General features: G+C 52.0%; 17 protein-coding genes. 4 read left to right on the plus strand and 13 right to left on the minus strand.

The window, feature by feature from the left end:
* The first annotated feature begins 8 nt into the window (after window positions 1-8).
* Complete coding sequence (gene rpsJ / locus D4L85_RS12095) at window positions 9-314, plus strand: 30S ribosomal protein S10 (protein WP_025538266.1); 306 nt, start codon at window positions 9-11, stop codon at window positions 312-314.
* Window positions 315-366: 52 nt separating this feature from the next.
* Here the strand turns inward: rpsJ and D4L85_RS12100 are convergent, their stop codons facing one another.
* The 6 genes from D4L85_RS12100 to D4L85_RS12125 all read right to left on the minus strand — a co-directional run bounded on the left by D4L85_RS12100 (window position 367) and on the right by D4L85_RS12125 (window position 8,038).
* Window positions 367-981, minus strand: a complete 615-nt coding sequence (locus tag D4L85_RS12100; RefSeq protein ID WP_119754544.1) for a nucleotidyltransferase family protein — start codon at window positions 979-981, stop codon at window positions 367-369.
* Between the two features lie 34 nt (window positions 982-1,015).
* Window positions 1,016-3,133: an outer membrane protein assembly factor BamB family protein gene (locus D4L85_RS12105; RefSeq protein ID WP_119754545.1), complete on the minus strand. Its 2,118-nt coding sequence runs from the start codon at window positions 3,131-3,133 to the stop codon at window positions 1,016-1,018.
* A gap of 480 nt (window positions 3,134-3,613) precedes the next feature.
* A complete protein-coding gene (locus D4L85_RS12110) occupies window positions 3,614-4,810 on the minus strand; it encodes an XdhC family protein (protein WP_119754546.1) in 1,197 nt (398 codons plus the stop codon).
* Between the two features lie 71 nt (window positions 4,811-4,881).
* Window positions 4,882-5,313, minus strand: coding sequence for a c-type cytochrome (locus tag D4L85_RS12115; RefSeq protein WP_119754547.1), 432 nt, complete (start codon window positions 5,311-5,313; stop codon window positions 4,882-4,884).
* Between the two features lie 73 nt (window positions 5,314-5,386).
* Entirely contained in the window at window positions 5,387-7,546 is a 2,160-nt protein-coding gene (locus D4L85_RS12120) for a molybdopterin cofactor-binding domain-containing protein (RefSeq protein ID WP_119754548.1), read from the minus strand.
* Between the two features lie 12 nt (window positions 7,547-7,558).
* On the minus strand, window positions 7,559-8,038 hold the full coding sequence (locus D4L85_RS12125) for a (2Fe-2S)-binding protein (protein WP_119758755.1): 480 nt from the start codon (window positions 8,036-8,038) through the stop codon (window positions 7,559-7,561).
* Between the two features lie 322 nt (window positions 8,039-8,360).
* Here D4L85_RS12125 and D4L85_RS12135 point away from each other — a divergent pair, with 322 nt between their 5' ends.
* Entirely contained in the window at window positions 8,361-8,795 is a 435-nt protein-coding gene (locus D4L85_RS12135) for a DUF2141 domain-containing protein (RefSeq protein WP_119754550.1), read from the plus strand.
* On the opposite strand, the gene D4L85_RS12140 is transcribed toward D4L85_RS12135, so the two are convergent.
* The 5 genes from D4L85_RS12140 to D4L85_RS12160 are packed head-to-tail and all read right to left on the minus strand — an operon-like array spanning window position 8,792 to window position 11,796.
* The gene (locus D4L85_RS12140; protein ID WP_119754551.1) at window positions 8,792-9,277 is read right to left on the minus strand and encodes a DinB family protein; all 486 of its coding nucleotides are present in this window, start codon (window positions 9,275-9,277) and stop codon (window positions 8,792-8,794) included. The two genes, D4L85_RS12135 and D4L85_RS12140, sit on opposite strands and share 4 nt — an antisense overlap.
* Window positions 9,274-9,780, minus strand: coding sequence for a c-type cytochrome (locus D4L85_RS12145; RefSeq protein WP_119754552.1), 507 nt, complete (start codon window positions 9,778-9,780; stop codon window positions 9,274-9,276). The genes D4L85_RS12140 and D4L85_RS12145 overlap by 4 nt, the downstream gene beginning before the upstream one ends.
* Window positions 9,767-10,417 carry an SCO family protein gene (locus D4L85_RS12150; RefSeq protein ID WP_119754553.1) on the minus strand — a complete coding sequence of 217 codons (651 nt, stop codon included), beginning with the start codon at window positions 10,415-10,417 and terminating at the stop codon, window positions 9,767-9,769. Before D4L85_RS12150 ends, D4L85_RS12145 begins: the two co-directional genes overlap by 14 nt.
* Window positions 10,410-10,946: a CopD family protein gene (locus D4L85_RS12155; RefSeq protein ID WP_119754554.1), complete on the minus strand. Its 537-nt coding sequence runs from the start codon at window positions 10,944-10,946 to the stop codon at window positions 10,410-10,412. The genes D4L85_RS12150 and D4L85_RS12155 overlap by 8 nt, the downstream gene beginning before the upstream one ends.
* A 52-nt stretch (window positions 10,947-10,998) precedes the next feature.
* The gene (locus D4L85_RS12160; protein ID WP_119754555.1) at window positions 10,999-11,796 is read right to left on the minus strand and encodes an MOSC domain-containing protein; all 798 of its coding nucleotides are present in this window, start codon (window positions 11,794-11,796) and stop codon (window positions 10,999-11,001) included.
* A gap of 132 nt (window positions 11,797-11,928) precedes the next feature.
* On the opposite strand from D4L85_RS12160, the gene D4L85_RS12165 reads away from it, so the two are divergent.
* Window positions 11,929-12,606, plus strand: coding sequence for a Crp/Fnr family transcriptional regulator (locus D4L85_RS12165; protein WP_119754556.1), 678 nt, complete (start codon window positions 11,929-11,931; stop codon window positions 12,604-12,606).
* A 51-nt stretch (window positions 12,607-12,657) separates the two neighbouring features.
* Here the strand turns inward: D4L85_RS12165 and D4L85_RS12170 are convergent, their stop codons facing one another.
* Together D4L85_RS12170 and D4L85_RS12175 are read right to left on the minus strand one after the other, a co-directional pair.
* Window positions 12,658-13,461, minus strand: a complete 804-nt coding sequence (locus D4L85_RS12170) for a DJ-1/PfpI family protein (protein WP_119754557.1) — start codon at window positions 13,459-13,461, stop codon at window positions 12,658-12,660.
* Between the two features lie 69 nt (window positions 13,462-13,530).
* A complete protein-coding gene (locus D4L85_RS12175; RefSeq protein ID WP_119754558.1) occupies window positions 13,531-14,526 on the minus strand; it encodes a GlxA family transcriptional regulator in 996 nt (331 codons plus the stop codon).
* A 375-nt stretch (window positions 14,527-14,901) separates the two neighbouring features.
* On the opposite strand from D4L85_RS12175, the gene D4L85_RS12180 reads away from it, so the two are divergent.
* Window positions 14,902-16,155 carry a hypothetical protein gene (locus D4L85_RS12180; RefSeq protein ID WP_160143686.1) on the plus strand — a complete coding sequence of 418 codons (1,254 nt, stop codon included), beginning with the start codon at window positions 14,902-14,904 and terminating at the stop codon, window positions 16,153-16,155.
* Window positions 16,156-16,190: the final 35 nt, after the last annotated feature.

Here is a 16,190-nt window from a genome sequence, read left to right on the forward strand (position 1 = left end):
ACTATAGTATGAACCAGAAAATCAGAATAAAATTGAAGTCCTACGACCACAACCTGGTCGACAAATCTTCAGAGAAGATCGTTAGGGCTGTAAAAGCTACAGGTGCTGTAGTGAGTGGACCCATTCCGTTGCCCACTGAAAAAGAGAAGTTCACGGTGCTTCGCTCGCCCCACGTAAACAAAAAGGCGCGTGAGCAATTCCAACTCTGCACGTATAAGCGTCTGGTTGATATCTATTCCAACAGTGCCAAGACTGTTGATGCCCTGATGAAGCTCGAGCTTCCCAGCGGTGTTGATGTAGAGATCAAAGTATAGTTATACCCCACTGTGTGGGTTGAAAGCCATTCCTTTTGAAGGGATGGCTTTTTTATTTTTGGTCGAGGTAGTTTTGATAATCATCCATCGTGTCGAGGTCCAATTCTCCTTTGGGGAAATCCACGGTGGATACCTGTTCTGGGAAAAGCTGAAACATTTTTTTTGCACCTTGATCATCTCCAAGAGCATGGAGGGAAGGAAAGAGCGATTTTTTAAATAATGCCGGCACGCCAGGCGATCCGGCGTAATGAGAGGCGACAATAGGTTTTTCGGTTTTTCCAATGAGGTTTAACAGATGCTGTGTGGTCAGTGCCGGTTGGTCGCAAACCATGAAGAGCACTGCGGTGATGTTCGGGTGGTGGGCTTCCACGTGCCGAAGCCCTGCTTTTAACGAACTTCCCATACCCGTCTCCCATTGCTCGTTCACGACAACGCTCGCAGGCAGAGACTGAATACTTTCGCGATGTTGTTTCGCGTGCGCACCCAACACCACCGCGACCACGGCTGGCCCGGCATCTAAGGCAACCGTAATGGCGTGGCGAAGCACCGTGGTGTCATGCACCCGGAGCAGCTGCTTGGATTGACCCATGCGCGAAGAAGAACCCGCGGCCAATATAACGATGGCAACATGAGGGTTGTCAGCCGCTGGGTTCTCCTTCTTGGTCATGGTAGTATTTTTTTTTGGTATAACTTCTTAAGACTTAAGGAAGCGCGAACGCTACAAAACTATCGCCTGATTTTGTACCCATCTTTCCACCACCACAAGCGATCACTACATATTGTTTTCCATCGACTTCGTATACCGATGGCGTTGCATATCCGCCCGAGGGCAATTTGTATTCCCAAAGAATTTTGCCGGTAGCTTTATCGAAGGCGCGGAACATTTCATCGCGGCTGGCGCCGACAAAGACAAGACCGCCAGCAGTCGTTGCTGTTCCTCCGTAATTTTCTGTTCCAGTAGGAGGGACGCCTTTCTCTTTCAACTCCTTAAATTCTCCGAGGGGAACCTGCCATTTCATTTCACCGGCGTTCAGGTCGATGGCGCTGAGCGTGCCCCAGGGAGGCTGCACTGCCGGGTAGCCTTCGGGTGTGATGAAACGGTTGTAGCCCGTGTTGGAATAGAGAATGTCGGGGTGGCGTTCGAAGATGCCTTTCTTTTCATCTTCCGTGCGTTCCTCCAGGTTTAGAACATAGCGGGCGATGGCGTCGCGTTCTTTCTCTGTGAGGTGTGTAAAGGCGGGCATGACGCCTTTTCCTTTCAGGATAAATTGCTTGAGGGATTCTTTGTTAAACTTCTCATTGGCTTTTAGCAGGGATGGAAATACGTGCCCGTCGCCGGCGCGCTCGATGCCGTGACAGGTCGCACAATGTGTGCGATAGAGCGAGATGCCGATCCATGCGTTTTCTTTCATGCGCACATCCACCATTTGAAGGATCCAGGGCATTTCGTTTGCGTTTACATAGAGCAAACCGGTTTCTGGGTCGAATGAACCACCACCCCATTCGGCGCCACCGTCAAAGCCGGGGAAGATGATGGTGCCCTCCTTGCTGGGGGGAATGAAATTTTTCCCGGTGCGAAGGCCTTTGAATTTTCCCTTCACCCAGTTTTCAATTTCCGGCGTCATCTTGTTGATCATGTCTTCCGTGAAAGCCTGGCGGGCAAAGGGGGCAGGCTTCGTAGGAATGGGTTGGGTGGGCCAGGCTTCTTCGCCTTCGAGATCGGAGGGAGGGAAGGGTGTCTCCACTACCGGGAACAAAGGCTCACCGCTGTCGCGGTCCAATACATAGACAAAGCCACTCTTTGTGAGCTGGGCCACAGCATCTTTCTTTTGACCGTCGTGAGTAACAGTGACCAGCATGGGGGGTGCCGGCAGATCGCGATCCCACATGTCGTGATGGATCACCTGATAATGCCATTTGCGTTCTCCGGTTTCTGCGTTCAGAGCCAGCACACAGTTGGCGTAGAGGTTTTGTCCTTTGCGATTTCCTCCATAGAAATCAAAAGAGGGTGAACCGGTGGCGGCATAGACCAGGCCGCGTTGATGATCCACGGTCATGCCACACCAGGCATTCACGCCGCCGATGGTTTTGTAGGCATCCTTGGGCCACGTTTCATAGCCCGCTTCTCCGGGTTGAGGGATCGTGTGAAAGACCCACGCCAGCTTTCCGGTTTTCACATCAAAGGCGCGGAGATAGCCGGGTGCGGCGATGGGGCCCTCGTGAACGCGTGAGCCCATGATGATCAAATTTTTATAGATCACGCCCGGGGTATTGGAGAGCACCATCAACGTGGCCGCCCGTTCGCCGAGCCCTTCTTTCAAACTAACTTTTCCCGACGTGCCGAAGGTTTCAATTTTCTTTCCCGTCTTTGCGTCGATAGCATATAGATTTTCACCAAAGGAATAGAGAATGCGTTTGTCTTCGCCTTCTGCCCAATAGGTAACGCCCCGATTCACGCCGAGGCCTGCATTGGGTTCGCCCGGATCGAATCGCCACAATTCTTTGCCCGTGGCGGCATCAACGGCAAAGGCTTTCAATTGGGCCGAGGTGGCATACAGCACGCCATCCACGATGATTGGATTGCATTGGAGCTGGGTCCGGTTGTTCACCGTGTCGGCATCGCCGGTGCGATACGTCCAGGCCACCCGCAGGTTGGATACATTTTCTTTGTTGATGGTTTGCAGCGAGGAATACTGGATGCCATCCGCCGTGCCGCCTTTGATGCGCCAGGACGCGTAGGCGGAGGTTGCCGTTTCTTCCTTTTTCGTGGAGCAGCTCGCCAGGAAAACGAGTAGCGTTAAAGACAGGATGTATTTCATACGGTTGGGTTGGTCTGGTTGTATAGTAAATATGGAAAGTTCTATCCGAAAACGGAATCACTCAGCGTGCCCTGGACCCGTTGCGCGGTTAAGAAAATTCTTATGCCCCGACGCTTTAATAAGAGCCCGCAGAGCGAATTTCCTCACTTGCTTTTTACATATTTTGAGCTGCCTTCGCAAAGTTGTGCGTCTTTCAAGGCCATAGCCTCCTCGTGTTCGTCGCCGGTAAGTTTGAAAACCATTTCATCCGGAAAGAAGCAGGCGAATGCCTTTCCATTATTTTGGAGCACGGCTTTCCGAACATCTGGCGCTCTTCTCCTTTTAGTTTCTTGCCGACGGCTGTAAGCACATTTCTTCCCGGGTTATAAGACAATGGTTGTTGGGGAAGATAGGACTTCTGCGAAAGGAATCAAAAGCCTGGCTGGAGGATCAGTCTGAAGATGGGTTGTGTGGCGGCTGCGCGTACGTCTGCGAAAACGACTACTTGTGGGTAGCTGTCTTTTTGGTGCCGTCCGGGCTGTTGAGATAGACTTGTTTGAAGACCTGGTCGCTGGTCGCATCGCGGTGATGGATGGGGCCTTGACGATATTTCAGGAACCCACCAGAACGATTGGTGAACTTGCCTTGAATTTCCGCAATAATAGAAACAGCAATCTCATCCGGAGCTTCTGCGCCGATGTCGAGGCCTATCGGAGAATGGATGCGGTGAAAGTCTTCCGGCGTCAAGGTCAATCCTTCTTTTTCGAATTCCACTAACATTTTATCAAAGCGCTTTCGCGGACCCAGGATGCCGATGTAAGGCGTTTCCGTGCGCAGCAATTTCCGGAGCACATCGCGATCGTAAGTGTAGTTATGCGACATGAGCACACAGGCCGTATAAGGCGTGATCACAAAATCACGGTCGACAAAATCACGTTGACAGAGTGATAGTTTATCGGCATTTGGAAAGAACAGCGGCGCGATATGCGCAACACACTCGTCCGTTACGGTCACCTCCCAGCCCAGCGACTTGGCCAGTTGGGTCACGGGGCGTGCATCGAAGCCACCACCAAAGAGAATGAGCGATGTAGAAGGCTGAATGAGCTCCGTGAATACTTCCACGGCCTTTCCTTTCACATCAAAAGTGATCGCCTGCGATTTTTTTGATTCAAAAAGTTTTTCAAGATGCGGTGTGACGATGGCCTCGAGCGTACCATCGAAAAAATTATGGGGCTTATGGCCATCCTCCGAAAGCAGAAGTTTTTTTCCTACCAGACCAGCGTCCTCTGCTGCAAAAATGGTAGCCAACGCTACGGGTACCTGCAAAGCCGCAATCTGCTCATAAAACCCAACCGGATTTTTCTCGTCCGTCGGATCGACCGGTTCGATCAATACATCGATAATGCCATTGCATCCCAAACCAATCCCGAGGTTTTGATTGCTTTCCTCGCTGGTATCGTAAGTCACCGTCAGTGGAATTCGATCCGTCATCACCTGCCGCGCCTTGCGTAGCGCATCCCCCTCCAAACACCCGCCACTGATCGACCCAACCCAACGGCCATCATCCGTAATAAGCATGCGAGCCCCTGGGCTCCGATACGACGAACCCCGCACCTTCACCACGGTAGCCAACGCAGCCCTCCGCTCGGCGAAGTCCACCTTCTTACACGCATCCAATATGGCCTTAAACTCTTTCATTTCATGTTATAATATTTTGTGCGCCGCCATTGTTGGTGTTCTTCACCAACAAGAGTCGCTTCCAGCCACGCTCAGTAGGGCGTATACTCCGCAGACTTCGTCCCCAACCCGGCCGCGATCTCACTAGGCTGAACCGCCGGATGCTTATTCCCCCAAGAATTGCGCACGTAGTTGATCACATCCGAAGCCTGCTCATCCGTCAACTCAAATCCCACCATTTCACTGTCATAGTCAGTACCGTTCACCTTGATGGGTCCACGCATCCCTTTCAAAACAATCTTGATCAACCGGTCGCGGTTGGCCAGAAAATTCGATTTGGCCAAAGGAGGATAAACACCCTCCATGCCTTCACCTTGCTCCATGTGACAGTTCATGCACTGGGCGGTATAAATTTCCTTGCCACGGGCGATGCTGGCCTTCAAATCAAACAAAGGTTTCGCCCGGAAAGAGAAAAAGGAAGCGATGATCAGGCCAAACAAGGCAACTAAAACGACGTTCTTCATCAATCTAAAAGTTTTTGTGGATCTTCTATCAAAATAACGGCCACACTTTACGTGGGCCGTTATGGGTTTACAATTATACTTCTTCCAAGTTGAACGGCAACTTTCGAATGCGTTTGCCGGTCAAATCAAATATGGCATTGGTCAGTGCGGCGGACAGTGGCGGCAATCCGGGCTCGCCAACGCCCCCTGCTTTTTCTTCGTTGTCGACCACGTGCACTTCAATTTCCGGGGTCTCGGTGATGCGCGGCATTTTGTAGGTGTTGAAATTCTGCTCTACGGCCTTGCCATCATTGAAGTGTGTGGCATGAACGGTTGCGGCGCCCAACGCCATCACGATGCTGCCTTCTACTTGTGCGCGGATGATGTCGGGGTTCACGTACCATCCACAATCCATCACGGCCCACACTTTGTCTACTTTCACTTTGCCGTCGGCTTTCTTGGAGACTTTCACTACTTCGCCTACGATGCTCGAAAAACATTCGGTGATGGACACGCCATAGCCTTCGTTCTTCTTCCGGTTTTTCCAACCCGATACTTCCTCCAGCCGGTTGATGAGCGTTTGATAGCGCTCTTCACCCAAATGTTGACGCCGGAAATCAAGCGGATCTTTTCCGGCTTGAACGGCCAGCTCGTCCATAAAACTTTCAAAGGCAAATCCATTTGTCGAAGCATATACCGAGCGCCACCACATCACGGGGATGGGCACATCCAACGGCAAGTCTGAGAAGCTGTAGTGCGGAATGCTTTCAAAGTAAGGTTCCAAAAATCCTTCCGTGGTGCTGCCGTTATAAGAATCCTTTTGTGCGCCGGGCCACTGATGGTCCATGTTCTGGCCGGCAAGCTTGGCCTTGTAGGCCGAAATGCGTCCGTCTTTAAGACCGCCGCTGCATTGGTACACCATACCTGGACGGAACGGTCCTTGTGTAGTATCATCCTCGCGCGTCCACACCACCTGCACGGGGGAGTTCACTGCTTTCGAGATGATGGCTGCTTCGTGCGGGTAATCCATAAATGCCTTTCTTCCAAAACCACCACCGAGGAATGTCATATTTACGGTGATCTTTTCTTTTGGCAGATCCATCAAGGGACTCAAAAGATCCTGTACCCAATCCGGGCCTTGAATGGGTCCCCAAATTTCCAGCTTGTCGCCTTGGTAGTGGGCTGTGCAATTCACAGGCTCCATGCAGCTGTGTGATTCGTAGGGAGTTTCGTACGTGGCTTCGATTTTCTTATCAGCTTTCTCTAATGCCGCGGCAAAGTTGCCCTTGGTGCGGAACGACAATCCGTCTTTTGTTTTCAGGTCGTCGTTCATGCGGGTGTAGAGTTGTTCGGTGCTGAAGTGTTCAAAACCCGAGTCGTCCCACTCCACCTTCAATACTTTTCGTCCTTGCATGGCCGACCAAATGGAGTCTGCCACCACGGCCACGCCTTCGCGGAAGGTGTTGAAGACGCTCATCTTTACCGGGATCACGTGCTTCACGCCGGGGACTTTCTTGGTCTCGGTGTCGTCAAAGCTTTTTACCTTTCCCTGGAAGCGCGGGTTGCGTTCCACCACGGCATAGAGCATGCCGGGAAGTTTTTTATCCATACCGAAGGTAGCCGTACCGTTGACTTTGAGCGGTGTGTCCTGGCGTGGAATGGGTTTGCGAAGGACCTTATAATCTTTCGGATCTTTCAAATGCACCGACGTGGGTGGCGTAAGCTTGGAGGCATCGGCCACCAGTTCGCCATAGTGGAATTTCTTTCCGGAAGGTTTGTGAATGACGTGACCGTTTTCAGCATAGCATTCCGACGCGGGCACGCTCCACTTTTTAGCGGCGGCCTCGATCAGCATTTCGCGCGCGGTGGCGCTCAGGTGTAAGAGTTTCTTGTAGGTGCCGCGCACCGTGGAGCTTCCACCGGTGATCTGGCTGCCGTACTTGGCGTTATTCCCCTGGGCAAAGATGATCTTCACGTCGTTGAGATCCACTTCCAGTTCTTCGGCAATGATCTGTGGCACCGACTGGAACGAACCTTGTCCCATTTCTGCGCGGTGGTTGGTGATGGTCACCTTGCCGTTGGTGTCGATCGAGATCCAGGCGTTGAGGTCGATGCCGAGATTGTCGGCGGTTTCGGTCTTCATGATCTCGGCAGCTTTCGCGCCGGTCGGGAAGTAAAAGCCGATCGTCAGCGCTGCGCCGGTAAGGCTGGAGAGCTTGATGAAATTTCTGCGGGTTAGATTTTTTGTTTCCATGGTAGGGTGGATTTATTTCGCAGAGGCTTTTTGGTTCATGATCTGGGAGGCCGTTTTGATGGCCTTGCGAATGCGCGGATACGTGCCGCACCGGCAGATGTGGCCTTGCATGGCCGTGTCGATATCCTTATCGGTGGGGTTAGGGCTCTTTTTCAGCAGGGCCGTGGCCGCCATGATCTGACCCGACTGGCAATAGCCGCATTGGGGCACCTGCTCTTTTATCCAGGCTTGTTGCACCGGGTGGGAGTTGTCTGTGGAGAGTCCCTCGATCGTGGTGAGATCTTTACCGGCCGCGACGGACACGGGGATGGAACAGGAGCGCACAGGCTGGCCGCCCATGTGCACAGTGCAAGCGCCGCATTGCGCGATGCCACAGCCGTACTTGGTGCCGGTAAGCCCTACAAGGTCACGTATGGCCCACAGCAGGGGCATCTTCGGATCAGCCTCTACGGTGTAGGTCTTACTGTTGATTTTCAAGGTGTAGGATGCCATAATCATGTTGGGTTGGAGAGAGGTAAGTTACAAAGATCATGGCAAAAGTGCGCACCCGTATGGCGTTTGTCGCGGCTTGAAATTCCGCCAGATGAGGGATTTTGAACATCAGAGGTTTCTTGCGTCCCCCGGATGGCAAAAACAACCTGATAAAAAACAAGGTTTTGGATGGACGAATACGGATTAGCACAGTAATTGCAAAAGAATTTCCGGTTCCGCCCAGGGAAGTTTCTCCCCAGGTGAGCATCCGGAAACGACACTTCGGTACAAGTCATTGACCGGCTTCCGGAAAGTAGACAGTTTAGGAGAAAATTAGAAACGCATGAAGAACACATTGTATTCCATCCTGCTGATGGCCGCCCTGGCGATTGCCGGTCACAACACTTTGGCACAAGGCTCAAACCTGCAGGTGGTGGTGAAAAATATCAAAAACGCCAAGGGCGAGATTCGCGTGGGGCTGTTCAACAACGAAGAGACCTTTCTCAAAACCCCCATCGACGGCAAGATCGTTTCCGCCACGGAAGGCTCCGTCACCGTGGTGTTCTCAAACGTGGTGCCCGGCGACTATGCTATCAGCGTGGTACACGACGCTAACAAGAACGGCAAACTGGACTATACCAGCCTGGGCATTCCCAAAGAGGGCGTGGCTTTTGGCAACAATGCCGTGGGCTCATTCGGACCGCCGGCGTTCGACAAGGCCAAGATCAACCTGAACGGCCAGGACCTCACCTGTACCCTTGAAATGAAGTATTATTAGAAGCGGATCAAATCCGTATCCACCGGCGTGTAGCCCAGGTGACGACTCATGGAAAGCACCTGCCCTTTGTGATGAAATTCATGGGTGGCCACGTGCGTGAAGATGGCCAGAGCGGTGGAAACAATCTCTTTTTGGCGGCTTTGGATAGGGATGGTCAATACATCGTTCCAACGCCCGTCAAACTGGGTGAAGAACACCTCCATCATTTTGTCAACTTGCCGATAGAGCGGCGGAATGTCCAGCATCGTGACCACGTCGTCTGCTTTAAAAAAAGGCTGCTTTTGCTGAAGGGCATTGTGGCCGATCCAATACTGATAGACATTGGCGACATGCACCAGCAAATGGCGGATGCTTCCATGACCAAAGCTGGGAATCTGCTGAACAAAATCTTCGGTCGATAAATCCTCACAGTAGGTGAACAACGCGGCTCGTGCGCTGAGGGCAAGCGCATATTGGTGGCGGAGGGTGTCGGTGATGCTCATTGGGGGATGGTGTCGCACGAAGTTAAGACTTTCGAAACGTGTTGTACTTCTACGATGCCTTCGTTGCGATTCCAGGTGTTATAAAGATACGTGGCGATCTCGGCGATCTCGATGTCGGTGAGGGCTGGGATGGGTTGCATCACTTTATTAAAGCTTACGCCGTTCACGGTGACGGGGCCGCTTTTTCCATTGCGGATCAGGCAGATCACGGCGTCTTTGTTTTTGTCTACGTAATCCGACGTAGCCACCGGGGGATAGAGGCGGGCGAGTCCGGTTCCATTTTTTTGATGGCAGTTGCTGCAGTACCGCAAGTATAGCTCCTCTCCGTGAACGTAGTATTGTTGGAATTTTGGGGAGCCTTCGGGGAGGGCTTTTGACGTGTCGGTTTTTGAGGGCGTGCAGGATAGGAAAAGTGCTGTTTGGGCCGCAAAGAAGCAGAGACGCAAAATTGACGCAGGGCGCTTTGCATCTCTGCTTTGTTCTTCGAGTTTATTTTTTCTCATATTCCTTTTCCAGGCGCGCGATGTCTCCCATCAAGCGGTTTACATCGTCTTCTTTTGTTCCGTCGTACTTTCCGCGGATGCGGCGTTCTTTGTCGATCAGCAGGAATGCGCCACTGTGGATGAAGCCATCCACTTCGCCTTTGTCTTCCATGGCGGTGGCAAAGTAGCCGGTTTGAGCAATCTTGTAAATGTCTTCTTGTTTACCGGTAACGAAGTGCCAGATGTCGCTTTTCACACCGAGGCGGTCAGCGTAGTCATGCAGCAATCCAACGGTGTCGTATTTCGGATCGATGGTGTGAGAAAGTAGTCTTACCTGCGGATCATGTTGAATGGAGTCGTACACGCGCAGCATTTGTGTTTTCATGATGGGGCAGATGGTGCGGCAAGAGGTAAAGAAGAAATCGGCTACATAGATCTTGTCCTTGAAGGTGTCGTTGGTGATGGTGGCGCTGTCCTGGTCCACAAATTTAAAATCGGCGATGGTGTGATAGACGGTATCCTTGCCCTCCACTTCACGTTCTCCAAAAATGGGCAGCGGTGGTTCTTCTTTTTTTGCACACGAAGCCAACAACACGCAGCCTGTCAGCAGGGCAAAACCTGCCGCCAGCCACGTCGATGAGAAAGTCCTGTTATTCATTTTTTCTATATTTTTTATAAAGTCGAATCCCCAGCGTAATGGCGATAATCACCGCCAATAGTCCAACCAATCCCCACACCATACTCAGCGCGCTTTTCAACACGATGATAAAAACGATGCTGATGAGAAACAGGGTGGATACCTCATTCCAAAAACGCAGCTGTTGCGAGGTGTATTTTACAACGCCCCGCTGCAATTGCTTAAACAAATAATGCAGTGAAAAATGATAGCCGTAGAGCAAAACAACCAGCGTGAGCTTTACGTGCATAAACCCTTGCTGCAAAAACGAAGGTTGATTGATCAGCAACAATGTTCCCATGATCAGGGTAACGATCGCCGAAGGCCACGTAATGGCAAACCAAAGGCGTGAGGCCATCATGTTCAATTGCTTCAAAAGAATGGTGCGCTCCGGTTCGGGTTTGCTGTGGCTTTCGATGATGTAAACAAACAGCCGGGGCATATAAAACAATCCGGCAAACCACGTGACAATAAAGATGATGTGAACGGCTTTGAGATACAGGAATGTCATTGGACAAAAATCACCAGTAGGCGCACGGCGATCAACAGTTTGCCGTTTTTTTTTATTGGAGGGTAATGGCCTCACCAACGGTGACGATGGCGGGTTCTACGGTAAGCACGTTTTGGCCAAACAGGATCTTGTTCTCGCTCCGCCGGTAGGTGGCCAGCGTGCGCGTGGGCTCCTGACCTTTTTCGGCCGTGTCTTGGTTGATGGTCGGCAGCGCACAACGGGCACAGGGCTTTACGCCAACAAACCGGGTGGTGCCCACAGCAAAGTCGCGCCAGGTGTCTTCCTCGTAGGGTTCGCCCCCCGTAAATACCAGGTTGGGACGGAACCGGTTCATGGGCAGGGGCGCCTGCATGCGCTGGTTTAGGTCGTCCAGTGAGCTTTGGCCAATGATGAGCAGGGGATAGGCGTCGGCCAGGCTCACGTGGTTGCCCGCTGGGCTATACTTGAGGTCTACCTGCCGGGCATTCTCCTCCGGGAAATACACCAGCCTACACGACATGCCCACGTGACGGGAAAACCAGGTGCTGATTTCCGGGTTCACCTCATGGGCGGTGACCGTGTCATCCCAAATCGTCACCGTGAGGGGATTGGGATCGTAGGTGGGTGCTAAGCTTAGTTGTAGCGTGTGTTCCTGAAACCGCACGGTGAGATTCGTGTCGTCGATCGATGTCTTGAAGAGGGCCATAATGGGATGCACGCGTTGTGTGAGAAATACACCCGCGTCGTCCACAAGCATCCAGCGACGGTCGTATTGCAGACCCTTTTTCATGACGCGTGCCTGTGTCAACGAGATGCCTCCCAGTGATTTGATGGGGTAGATCCAGATTTCGCTCAGCGTCAGACGGCTCATGAACTTTTCCGTTTATTTTTGTGCTAACTTAAATAACTTATCGGTGAATTTTGCCCGGTGAAACCGATAATTGAGCTATTTACGTGAATGCTGAAGAAAGGTTGATCCCCACACACAACAGAAGACGTTCCCATGACAAATTCGTCCGCCCTTTGGTATTTTGAAAGCACCAATCTTTACAACATTCTATGTCCCCACAAAGTGAAGCGCATGGCCGACAACCATGAGTTCGTCACCTACAAACGGTCGCAGTTTATTTACATGCCCGACGATTCGGCCACACACATTTACATGATCGTAAAGGGTCGTGTAAGGATCGGCCACTATCTGGATTCGGGCGAAGAAGTGATCAGCGCCATCCTGACAAACGGCGAGATCTTTGGCGAACTGGCCCTGGCCGGGGAGGACAAACGCAAGGACTTTGCGCAGGCGTCGGACGAAACCGTGATTTGTCCCCTCACCATCAACGATCTTCAGGCCCTCATGTACGAGAATCGCGAACTGAGCTTCAAGATCCTGAAGCTCATCGGCCTCCGCATCATGAAACTGGAGCGCAAACTCGAACTGCTGGTCTTCAAGGATGCCCGCACCCGCATCGTCGAATTCCTGAAAGACACCGCCGCATGGAAGGGCAAAAAAGTCGGCTACGAAACGCTCATCCCAACGCAACTGACGCACAAGGACATTGCGTGTCTCACGGGCACGTCGCGCCAAACGGTGACGACGATCTTAAATGATCTCAAGGAAAGCAATCTGATCAACTTCGACAGAAAACGAATTTTAATCCGGGACCTGGAGAGTTTGAAATAGACGAACAGAACAAGTTCACGCAAGGCCTTTGCGTGAACTTGTCATGAAGTTTTATTTTTTTGCGTTGGAAAGAACCAGCCCTTCTTTCGGTACCCACTTATCGTACTCCATGTATTGTGCCGCTGCTTTTGCGGCCGCTTCGCCTTTCAGTTTGGCTACCAAATGGAGGGCGCCGTCAATTCCGGCGGATATGCCTGCCGTTGTGATCAGGTTGCCATTGTCGACAAAACGAACGTCCGACAATACTTTTGCCTTTGGGAAAGACTTCTGCAGGGCATCGATGCTAAGATGGAAAGTGGTGGCCGTCTTGTCATCCAGGAGACCAGCTTTGCCAAACGCAAAGGCACCGGTGCATACAGAGAAGAAATAGGAAGTCGCTTTCTCGCGCGACTTGATCCAGGCAACCACCGACTCATCAAATCCTTGTGATGCGTTGCCTCCGAACGTGGCGAGTATGTCGGCCGGGGGTGCATCCTGCAGGCTGTAGTCGGGGATGATCTTTAAGATGCCCTGCGAAACGATGGGGTCTTTTGTTTTCGATACAGTGAACACATGAAAGCCTGCGTAGGAAAATACTTCCATCGGTCCCGCGAAGTCCAGCACTTCCACCCCGTCTTGCAAATAGAAACAAACCGTCAGGGGCTTTTGAGAAACCTCGGTCTTGCGGTCGGCGAAGGTTTGCTGAACCAGGGTCATGCCGCAGTGCGAGCAGGTGCCAGGTTTGTCAAACACGAGGTTGTCGCAGTCGCTGTTGCAAAGCGGACAGAAATAGGCCATGTCTTTGGGGTTGGTTTTGGTTTGAGCCCCGGCACTGAGCGCAAGGCAACCAAAAAGAAACAGGAGGAGAGTTTTCATAGCGGTCGTTTGAATGAGTTCAAAAATAAGCCGGACGCATCGCCGGAAAAAGGACAACCCGGCGCAGGATCAGGACATCACATCGGAAGGCAGCAGCCCGGCGTGCTTTTTCAAAAGCGAACGCAATTGGTTTGTGCTCTGAAGACCACACGAACGGGCGACGGTTTCTACTTTCTCATTTTCGCGGAGTAGATGAAGGGCGTGCTCTACCCTTAGCTTTTCAACGTATTGTCCGATGGTGATTCCCGTCGTGTCTTTGAATAGTCGCGTCAGGTTGCGGCCGCTGGTGTGAATGCGTTCGGCTAATTGGTCGGCTGTATGTTTTTTGTCGAGGTTGTGTGAAAGCCATTCCTGTATTTTATGGACACGGTCTTCCAGGTGATTCCGGTACTGCAAAAAGATGCTGAGCTGCGGATCTTCCACGCCCCGGCGCATATAGATCACCACTTCACGCGCCACCCGCGCGGCGAAATTCGATCCGTATAACTCTTCCAGCATAAAAAGCGCGAGGTCGATGCCGGAGGTAACGCCCGCGCTGGAGTAAATACCCTCCTGGAAGACAAACAGGCGGTTGGTGAGCACCTCGGCGTGGACGTACCGGTCCTTGAGCAGCTGCTGAAATTTCCAGTGTGTCGTTGTTTGCCGGTGGTTCAGCAGTCCCGCTTCGGCCACCAGGAACGCGCCCGTGCACACCGAGCAAACCTTGACACCCTTGGCGTGCTGATGCCCCAGCCAGGCCAGGAAGGGTTGAATGGAATCGTAGAATACCGTGTCGGTGAGATAGTGCGATTCCAGGCCGGGCACAAAAATGAGATCACCTTCTTGCAGATCCAACCCCTCGAAACTCTCCAAATGTGCAAAAGCCAGACCGCTGGAGCTGGTCTCTTCGGAGACACGGGCATAGGTGGAGGTGAATGCCAGCCGTATCGGCACACCAAAATCCGAAGCCTCATAAAAAATGTGGGCCGGCCCGCTCATGTCCAGCAAGTGAACGCGCGGTGGGATAACGAAAACCGCCGTGATCGGAGGGGTTTGTGAAAAATCGAATTTCCCTGGGGTTTGCATGAAATTCTTAAACGTAAATCGAATCGGTTGGATTTGGCTGGACCAATATAGGGCAATTTGCCGCAAGGCGGCGACCGGACATCGGTTATCCCCAGGAGATGCATATTTCACCTTAAAACGGCCGGAGAGTCCATTCCGGTATTCCCACCCGAAGCCTCGCGACCTCGGAATGGTTGGATTAGGTTGAGGGATGGCTTAGGATGGGCTGGCAGCGCGAATTCCGGGGATAGAGGCCTCCTTGCCATATGCACTAAAATATTTGCCGGCAATAGACTGTCCATCTGGACTTTTAAACAGGAAGCGGATACCTTGCAGGTTGTGGTTGTCCCCCGACGCAGCGTCATCACCAAAAAGCAGGGAATGAAATTCATGTATATGCAAATTCGCACACAAACTCTTTCTCGTTATGCCGGCATCCGTGGCGTGCGTGCCGTCCTTCTTTTTTTGGGGATGAGTGTTTTCCTGCTCGCCTGCGGCGACGACGATGACAAGAAATCCGTCGGGCCGCTGTTCACGGTGGTAGTGGATGAATCCTATACCGTGGACGGCGACAATTGGATCTTCGTGACCGATCTGTCGGGCGACGTGTTGGACACGAAGTCTTATGCTCCCGGTCAAACCATAACGTTCAGTTCGACAAACGAAGCCGACAAGGTCAACGTCACGATCTTCCAAGGGCACGACACCGGGAATTTGAAAGAGCTTTCTTTTCGTACGTACACAAACCTGGATCGTGGCGATAGCTTGAAGCTGAGCGTGACAGTAGTTACGCCGCCTACTTCCTCTCCCGGCGAGGCCACCATTGAGATCTCCAACTATTCGGATGCCGACAACGTGCCGTCTACGCTGCTGTTTTCAAACACCCAAGGCTGGAACAATTCGGCCACCGCCGGCGTATTGGATGCCGTGGTGACCCTGCCCAAGAGTCCCGCCGATGTGCTGGTATCCGGTTATCGTTCCGGCGTTCCCGTGTACAGTTGGGCCAACGCCCTGATGGCAGACGATGTTGTTGAAAAGGATTTTACAGCGTTCGACGCCTATCCCGAACAAATAAAACTTGACTATCCCGGCGTGACCAGCGGCTCTATCGTCGGATACTACCCTAGTAATTCGACTCCCTATTTTTTTAGCAACAGCAGCCAATTGGATCAGACCACGTTCAAAACCAATACACCAACCTTGGGCTATTTGGATGGATTCGATCACTACCAAACCTATGTGTTCAATCAAAACGACGCCGGCACGGTCAGCTATTACAAGACGGGTAGCGTGAACACATCGATCGCCATCCCCGCCTTCACGTTCTCCTTAACGAACGGCGACATCAAGAACTTCGCATTCAATTTTTCAGAAGAATACACCTACTTCGATGCGCAGTGGCAATACCTGGAAGACACCAATTGGATCCACTGGAATATCGAATCGGAACCGGGACAATTTTCGGGTGTCACTTCCATACCCACGGAAATACGGTCACTCTACCCGCAGTTGGATTTTAACAAGCTGGAATATTTCGGCTGCACGCTCATCAAATTCCTGGACGGAAGAAAATACCAAGATGCCGTGCCCCTCACGACGAGTCAAACGCCGGACCATTCCGAATACTATAATTTTAATCCCACGTTTTGATGCATCATTAACAACGCCCTTAGGGCATAACCCCA

The organism is Chryseolinea soli, assembly GCF_003589925.1.
GTDB classification, from domain to species: Bacteria; Bacteroidota; Bacteroidia; order Cytophagales; family Cyclobacteriaceae; genus Chryseolinea; species Chryseolinea soli.

Bases quoted from the DNA above. Each gene is read 5' to 3' on its own strand.
- rpsJ (WP_025538266.1), top strand. From the start codon at position 9: ATGAACCAGAAAATCAGAATAAAATTGAAGTCCTACGACCACAACCTG.
- D4L85_RS12100 (WP_119754544.1), bottom strand. From the start codon at position 981: ATGACCAAGAAGGAGAACCCAGCGGCTGACAACCCTCATGTTGCCATC.
- D4L85_RS12105 (WP_119754545.1), bottom strand. From the start codon at position 3,133: ATGAAATACATCCTGTCTTTAACGCTACTCGTTTTCCTGGCGAGCTGC.
- D4L85_RS12110 (WP_119754546.1), bottom strand. From the start codon at position 4,810: ATGAAAGAGTTTAAGGCCATATTGGATGCGTGTAAGAAGGTGGACTTC.
- D4L85_RS12115 (WP_119754547.1), bottom strand. From the start codon at position 5,313: ATGAAGAACGTCGTTTTAGTTGCCTTGTTTGGCCTGATCATCGCTTCC.
- D4L85_RS12120 (WP_119754548.1), bottom strand. From the start codon at position 7,546: ATGGAAACAAAAAATCTAACCCGCAGAAATTTCATCAAGCTCTCCAGC.
- D4L85_RS12125 (WP_119758755.1), bottom strand. From the start codon at position 8,038: ATGGCATCCTACACCTTGAAAATCAACAGTAAGACCTACACCGTAGAG.
- D4L85_RS12135 (WP_119754550.1), top strand. From the start codon at position 8,361: ATGAAGAACACATTGTATTCCATCCTGCTGATGGCCGCCCTGGCGATT.
- D4L85_RS12140 (WP_119754551.1), bottom strand. From the start codon at position 9,277: ATGAGCATCACCGACACCCTCCGCCACCAATATGCGCTTGCCCTCAGC.
- D4L85_RS12145 (WP_119754552.1), bottom strand. From the start codon at position 9,780: ATGAGAAAAAATAAACTCGAAGAACAAAGCAGAGATGCAAAGCGCCCT.
- D4L85_RS12150 (WP_119754553.1), bottom strand. From the start codon at position 10,417: ATGAATAACAGGACTTTCTCATCGACGTGGCTGGCGGCAGGTTTTGCC.
- D4L85_RS12155 (WP_119754554.1), bottom strand. From the start codon at position 10,946: ATGACATTCCTGTATCTCAAAGCCGTTCACATCATCTTTATTGTCACG.
- D4L85_RS12160 (WP_119754555.1), bottom strand. From the start codon at position 11,796: ATGAGCCGTCTGACGCTGAGCGAAATCTGGATCTACCCCATCAAATCA.
- D4L85_RS12165 (WP_119754556.1), top strand. From the start codon at position 11,929: ATGACAAATTCGTCCGCCCTTTGGTATTTTGAAAGCACCAATCTTTAC.
- D4L85_RS12170 (WP_119754557.1), bottom strand. From the start codon at position 13,461: ATGAAAACTCTCCTCCTGTTTCTTTTTGGTTGCCTTGCGCTCAGTGCC.
- D4L85_RS12175 (WP_119754558.1), bottom strand. From the start codon at position 14,526: ATGCAAACCCCAGGGAAATTCGATTTTTCACAAACCCCTCCGATCACG.
- D4L85_RS12180 (WP_160143686.1), top strand. From the start codon at position 14,902: ATGCAAATTCGCACACAAACTCTTTCTCGTTATGCCGGCATCCGTGGC.